This is a genomic window from Micromonospora sp. MH33 (assembly GCF_003013775.1).
Taxonomy (GTDB): Bacteria; Actinomycetota; Actinomycetes; order Mycobacteriales; family Micromonosporaceae; genus Micromonospora; species Micromonospora fulviviridis.
On record NZ_MUYZ01000347.1, the window covers coordinates 1 to 6,580 of the forward strand.

Below are 6,580 nucleotides of genomic sequence, written 5' to 3' on the forward strand. Positions count from 1 at the left end.
TGGCCGCCGGCGGCGACCCCGCCGAGCACGTCGAGCAGGGTGCCGAGCTGGGCGGGCGGCTCGTCGGCGAGCAGGTCCGCCGCGTCCCGGACGACGAGGGTCAGCGGGCCGGTGTCGAGCCGGTCGGCCAGCACGTCGGCGAGGGCGTCCCAGTTGCGCCCGAACCAGGCGGGCAGGGGCAGGGCCTCGGCCAGCGCCTCGTACAGGCCGGCGCGGGTCCGGGCGGCCGTCCCGGCCACCGGCACACCGGCCGGCTCGGGCTCCGGCCCGGCGTCGAGGACGAGCCAGGCCGGCGGGTGCGGGGACGCTGCGCCCATCGGTCGATCCTTTCCGGTCGACGCGGGTCGGGCGCGCCGGCCCGACCCGCCCCGACGCCTGTCAGAGCCGGTAGAAGTTGGCGTAGTGGTCGGGCGAGAACCAGGTCGCCCCGGTGCTCTTGTTGACCACGATCCGGTACGCGTCCCGGGCGGCACCGCAGGCGCGCGGGTAGACGTCGTACTCGTAGTAGGTGGCGTTGGTGGGGAGCTGCCCCTCGTAGTTGTAGAACCGGCCGCCGGCGAAGTTGCACAGGCCGCCGCTCCACGAGTACCAGCCGCGGCTGGTCGGGAAACTCTTGGCGGACCAGCCCGAGCGCGCGGTGCGGGCGTCCGCGCAGCGGGTCATCGTGCAGGAGCTGTAGACAGCCGCCTGGGCCGGCTCGGCGAGCCGGGTGGAGGCCGCAGGCGGCCCGACGAGCGCGGCGGCGACCATGGCGGTGAGCAGGGCGCACGCGCCGAGGGCTCGGCGTACGCGAGCGCCGGTGGAGCGGAGCGGGGTCGCGAGCGTGGTCAAGGGATCCTCCCCGAACTGGGCGACAACATCGACCGGTGTCGTTGTCCGATCGCGCCCAGTCTGGCGGTGATCCTCCCCGGCGTACAGACCCGCCCGGCGACCTTGCTCCGAATGCCGGGTGAACGCTCGATGATCGACCGTGGCCGGGCGGCCCCACCGGACCGCCCGGCCCGGGCGGGTCAGCAGCCGATCCGGGTGGCGCCCAGCGCCACGTCGTCGAACCAGAGCGTGTCGGCCGCCCCGCCGTAGCTCTCCCAGCCGATCTTGAGGTCGGTGAGCTGGGGGCGCCAGGTGCGGCCGTACCACTGCCCGTCGACGTCGTGGGTCGGCACGCCGTCGGCGGTCAGCCCGGCGACCGCGGCGCCGTCGAGCCAGGTACGCAACTGCCCGGTGCTCCCGTCCACCATGAACTCCACGCAGGACCAGCGGCCAATGGGCAGCGGCACGCTCAGCGCCACGCCGGCCGGGCTCTGCTCGGGCAGGGTCGCGTCGTCCGAGGCCCGGTTCCACTGCAACGCCCCGTTCTGACCACCCATCCGCAGGTCACGGTTGCCGTCGGCGGCGTCGGTCATGGCCAGGAAGGTGACGTGGTCGGCGGGGAGGGCGGTGGTGTGCCGTACCCAGAGCCGGCCGTAGCGGACCGTCCCCACCCCGGAGAGATCGCGGTTGGCGCGGACAAAAACGTGGTTGCAGTAGCCTCCCCCACCGTCGATCCGGACGGACCGGCCCCCGCGGTGGGCGGTGGCGGTGTCCACGGCGGCGGCGCCGGTGCCGGCGCAGTCCGGGTGCACCACGGTCCAGTCGCCGGAGGGCGTGGACCCGCTCTGGTTCTCGAACCCGTCGCAGAGCACCGCGCCGGCGCAGCCGGCCGGCGGCGGCCCGGTCGGGCTCGGCGAGATCGTCGGACTCGGGGAGGTGGTCGACGTCGGGCTCGGGGAGATCGTCGGCGAACCGGACGGCGAGGGCGGCGCGGTGGTCGGGCCGGGCGGCGCGCCGTTGCACGGCACGCCGTTGAGCGTGAAGCCGGTCGGCGCCGGCGCGGCCGAACCGACCGCGCCCTGGACGCCGAACTCGGTCGCGCCGCCGGCCGGCACGCTGCCGTTCCAGGCGGCGTTGCGGGCGGTGACGGTGGCGCCGGACTGGCTGACCACAGCGTTCCAGGCGCCGGTGATCCGCTGGTCGCCGGGGTACGTCCAGCTGACCGTCCAGCCGTTCACGGCGGTGTCGCCGGGGGCTACGCGGACGGTGGCGGTGAATCCGCCCGGCCACACGTTGGGGCGGTAGTCGACCTGGCAGCCCTGCGCGGCGGCGGCCGGGCCGGCCAGCAACGGGGTGACGACGGCGGCGGCGGCCAGGGTGGTGACGGCCGCCACGAGCGGGGCGAGACGGGCGTGGGAGATCCTCATCGGGGTCCTCTCGGCGGGCCGCCGGTCAACGGACCGGCGGCGCGAAAGCTGCGGGGACCTCGCGTGCCGACGCGCGCGACGGCGCGTACCGGAACTGCCCGGCTCGGGCGGGACGTGCAGCCGCCGTACGGCGGCGCCCGCCGATGAATGTAGTGATGCTTGACGATGCCTGGCAAGGGGTGCGGGCGGGCGCCGCCCACCCGCACCCCGTCGCCTACTGCGCGAACGCCTGGAACTCGGCGATCCGCACGTTCTGCGCCTGCGGACTGGCGGTGGCGCAGTCGGTCGCCGCCCGCGGGTCGGCGTCCTGCTCACCGGCGTAGTCCGGCGCGCCGGTGCACTGGTTGGTCACCACCTCGACCCGCAGGTGGGTGGCCTTGGTCCGCGGGATGTCGAAGGACCGGACGATCAGCTCCGGGGCCCGGGGCCGGGGCGCCACCGACGGGAAGGCGTCCGCCGGGCTGGTGTAGACGGCCCGGTAGTCCGCCGCGTCGGCACAGCTCACCCCGTCCCCCGCCGTGCAGGCGAGGACCCGGAACTGACGCAGCGCGGAGAACCGGTTCTGCGTGCCGGCGTCCGCGTCGCCCGCCACCGGCGGGCGCAGCATGGCGCTGACCTGCACCCGGCGGACCTGCTGGGTACCCCCGGCCAGGTCGACGGTGACCTGCCGGCCGGCGACCGGCGCGCCCAGCGAGGCCCAGTTGGTGGCCTCGTCGTCGTCGGCGATCTGCGCCAGGTTGATCCCGTCCCCGCCGACCGTCGCGCCGGCAGCCGTCGAGGCGAGGTTACGGCGCAGCTTGACCGGCAGGTCGCGGACCTGGCCGGCCTTCACGGTCACCGGGCCGACCCGGACGTGCCCGTAGCCCGGCGCCCGGACCACGAACTCGTACGTGCCGGGAACCAGCCGGACCTCGTCGGTCAGCGGGGTCGCCGCGTCGGTGTCCGCGACCGGCACGGCCCGCGCCTGGTAGCGGCCGACGAACAGCTGCGCCCCCGGCACGACCTCGTCGTCCACCGGCCGGAAGCGCAGCACCGCCTCGTTCGCGTACGGGGAGGTGAAGCCGGGCGTCGGGTTGACGTCGGCGTTGCCGACGCTGGCCGCGGTCTCACCGAGGCCCCGGGCGGCGAACGCGTTCCAGAGCAGGTCCTGGTTGGCCCCGCCGAAGCGGATCCGGTCGGCGGCGAGCATCGCGTCCCGGGCGTCGACCATGCTGACCTGGCTGACCGCCATGAGCAGGAACGAGTCGAAGACCAGCTGGATCCAGCGCCGGTTGCCCGGGCAGGCGGTCACCGGCGTCGCCCCGTCGGCGCAGGACTTCTGCAGGGCCGCGTCGCCCGCGCCGTACCGGGCCATCATGGCCGCCCGGATGTCGGCGTTGGTCGCGCTCCAGACCTCACCGGAGGCGTGCACCTGGAGGCCGACGAAGTCGTAGTCGATCGCGCTGTAGTTGAGCGGGCTGTCGCTCATGTTGTAGTTGCGGATGCCCGCGTTCGGGTCGCCGGTGGTGTACTCGCCGATGGTGAAGCCCTTCCGGCCCGGTGCCGCGTACCCGTGCTCGTACAGGTACTCCATGGCGAGCTGGTCCGACCAGCTCTCGCTCATCCCCTGCGGGGAGCTGACCCCGGCGTTCGGCCCGGCGATCATGCGGCCGCTGACGGCGTGGCCGTACTCGTGGGCGATGACCGACATGTCGAAGTCGCCGTCGACGCAGGGCGCGTAGAACGAGCCGGCGCTCGGCTGCCACAGGTACATGTTGGTGGTCGGGGCGATGCCGTCCGGCGGGGTGATCTGGTTGGCGTTGTTGCGGGCCGCGAACGCCGGCGGGCCGCCGGTGACACCGCCGGCCTGCGCGTTGCCCTGCTCCGGGTCGTTGCCCAGGCCACTGCGGCCGAGGTTGTCCCGCTGCATGTTCCAGGTCGCCTCGGTGAAGCCCAGGTGGTAGGACCAGTCGTGCATCCGGTTGTGCATGGCGAACAGGTTGGCCCGGGCCGCGTCGATGTCGTTGGCCCGCGGCGAGGTGAAGGTGTCCGGGCCGCACTTCTGCTCGTACCACTGGTTGGTCCAGGGGTACGCGTAGTTCCGGTCGGGGCGCGGCGTGGCCGTCTCGGTGCCCACGCTGAACGGGTCGTTGCTGAACCAGTTCTGCACGGCGAAGGCGTTGTTGCCTCTCGTCGTGGTGGTGGACGTGCCGGTGGCCGGGTCGACGTCCCACGCGGGGTGCCCGGGCACGCCGACCACCTCGTCGCAGCCTGCCGCCGGCCGGGCGCACCAGCGCACCCGGGTGTCCGTAGAGGACTTGTCGACCGACGGGGAGTTCGGGAAGACCTCCCACGACGGGTTGTCCACGTCGTGGTCGACCAGGTCCTCGCGGACCAGCACGCTGCCGTCGCGGGCGTCCACGTAGGTGGCGAAGGCCGCCGGGTCCGCGCCGGTGACGTCCGCGCCGAGGACCACCTCGTACGCCGCACGCGGCCCCCGGTCCGCGGTCGGCACGGCGACCAGCGAGGTACGCAGGACCGTCGGGTCGGTGAGGCCGGCGTCGGCCGCCGCAGCCTGCCGTGCCTGGTCGGCGCTGATCGTAACCGGGGCGGGCACCCCGCCGTCGCGGGCCAGGGACGAGCTGACGTGCCAGACCACCCCGCCGCGGACGCCGACGGCCAGCATGCCGTCGACCGCGGCGGGCAGGTCGCCGAAGCGCTGCCGGAACAGCACGGTCGCGCCGTCCCCCATCGGCGCGACGGTCAGCTGCTCCAGCGCGGCGGCACCCTCGGCGGTCAGCCCCAGCACGTCCCGGTTCGCGGCCACGTACGCCCGCGCGGCGGCGGCCGGGTCGGCGGGCAGGCCGGTGGCGAGCGGCTGGCCCGTCGCGGTGAGCATGGCGGGCGTACCGAAGTCGGTCCAGCGGACCCGGGCGCCGAGCGCCGCGGCCCGGTCCTGCTGGCGGTCGGTCGGCGCGGCCCGTCCCTTCCGGTTGTCCCGGGTCTTGCTGTCGTGGCTGTCGCCCGGCAGGTGGCCGGGCTGCGCCTGGGTCGGAAGCTCGTCCCGGGGTGCCGCCTGGCCGCCAGCTCCCGCGGTCAGGACCAGCCCGGCCGCGAGTAGCAGCGCGGTGGCCCCCGTCGTCGCACGCGATGGTGTGCGCACGGTCCCTCCTGTCGTCGAACGGCGATGTCCGTCCCGCCATCCGACCAGTTCAACAGGACAGTCGACAGCGGCCGAACATCCACAAGTTTTCATGCGTCGATTCCAGGTCGCCGCACTCTTCCCGGCGGACGCGCCCGGAAACGATCGGTGGAACGGCATGTACGCTGCGGCCTCAGCCGGTCGCGGCCGCCCGGCGGGTGTCCTGTCACCGGTCCGTCAGCCATCATGACGTCCACGAACGGCGCGCCGGCCCCGGCCGACCGCGACCGCCCCGACCCCCGCGCGGCTGCCGTGCGCCGCTGCGCCGGCTTGTTAGCGTGGGACGGCGGAGGACCGGCCTGGCGCCTCCGCACACCCCTCGAACGGCCGCACCGACCCCGCACCGGCGCGGCCGTACGACGCGCGGCGGCTCGACCGGAGAGGGGTGCGATGACCGGGACGCCCGGCGAAGACGGCGGCTCCCGCGCCGGCGACACGGACGGCGGCAGCCCGGGGGCCGGCCGCGGCCAGAGCGTCGAGGGCGGTTGGGGCGGGGTACCGGCGCCGGACCGGCGGGAACAGTGGCTCACCCGTGCCCGGGAACTGTGGACGGCCACGCGGCACGGGGCGAAGCGGTTGTGGGCGGCGGCCCGGCCCCTGCTGGACCAGTTGCGGTGGGCGGAGGCGGAGGCCTCACCGGTGACGCTCGTCGACCGGCGGGTGGCGCCGACCCTGCTGGTGCCGGCGCAGGGGCAGGTCTACCACTTCGTGGTCCGGGCGACCTTCACCTGGACCTCCGACACCGCGCGGCCGGAACTCTTCGGCTGGTACCTCGACTACTTCCAGCCACAGGCGACGCAACGGCTGCGGCGCATCGCTGTCCGGTGCGCCGCGGAGATCCCGCCGGACCGCCCCCGGGCGGTCATGATCGCACTGGACGATGCGATGACCGGCGACAACGCGCTCCCCTGGTGCTACGAGCGCGGCGGCGTCACGTTCACCTGTGAGCCGGACGTGTCCGTGCACCTGGACGAGCCGGTCCGCAGGCTGCTCCAGCCGTACTGGGACCAGCGCATCGCCCTGGAGTGGAAGCGCGACCTCGACCGCCGCCGCGCGGAGTACGCCGAGGAACAGCGCGGACGCGGCCCGGCGGCCGGGCAGGACGGCGGCGCCGCTCCGGCGGCCGGGCAGGACGGCGGCGCCGCTCCGGCGGCCGGGCAGG

At 74.9% G+C, this 6,580-nt stretch carries 5 protein-coding genes; 1 reads left to right on the forward strand and 4 read right to left on the reverse strand.

All coding sequences use genetic code 11. From position 1 onward, the window contains the following. The 4 genes from B0E53_RS31755 to B0E53_RS31770 all read right to left on the reverse strand — a co-directional run. Positions 1-317 (reverse strand): barstar family protein (locus B0E53_RS31755; RefSeq protein WP_107079346.1); only part of this gene is annotated, 317 nt, incomplete at its 3' end. 61 nt (positions 318-378) lie between these two features. Continuing rightward, positions 379-831, reverse strand: a complete 453-nt coding sequence (locus B0E53_RS31760; protein ID WP_107079347.1) for a ribonuclease domain-containing protein — start codon at positions 829-831, stop codon at positions 379-381. A gap of 179 nt (positions 832-1,010) precedes the next feature. Next, a complete protein-coding gene (locus B0E53_RS31765; protein WP_107079348.1) occupies positions 1,011-2,237 on the reverse strand; it encodes a cellulose binding domain-containing protein in 1,227 nt (408 codons plus the stop codon). Between the two features lie 214 nt (positions 2,238-2,451). After that, positions 2,452-5,379 (reverse strand): M36 family metallopeptidase, encoded by a 2,928-nt coding sequence (locus B0E53_RS31770; RefSeq protein WP_107079349.1) that lies wholly within the window; start codon positions 5,377-5,379, stop codon positions 2,452-2,454. A gap of 429 nt (positions 5,380-5,808) precedes the next feature. On the opposite strand from B0E53_RS31770, the gene B0E53_RS31775 reads away from it, so the two are divergent. After that, positions 5,809-6,580: hypothetical protein (locus B0E53_RS31775; RefSeq protein ID WP_107079350.1), on the forward strand; the 772-nt coding region annotated here is incomplete at its 3' end.

Bases quoted from the DNA above. Each gene is read 5' to 3' on its own strand.
- B0E53_RS31765 (WP_107079348.1), bottom strand. From the start codon at position 2,237: ATGAGGATCTCCCACGCCCGTCTCGCCCCGCTCGTGGCGGCCGTCACC.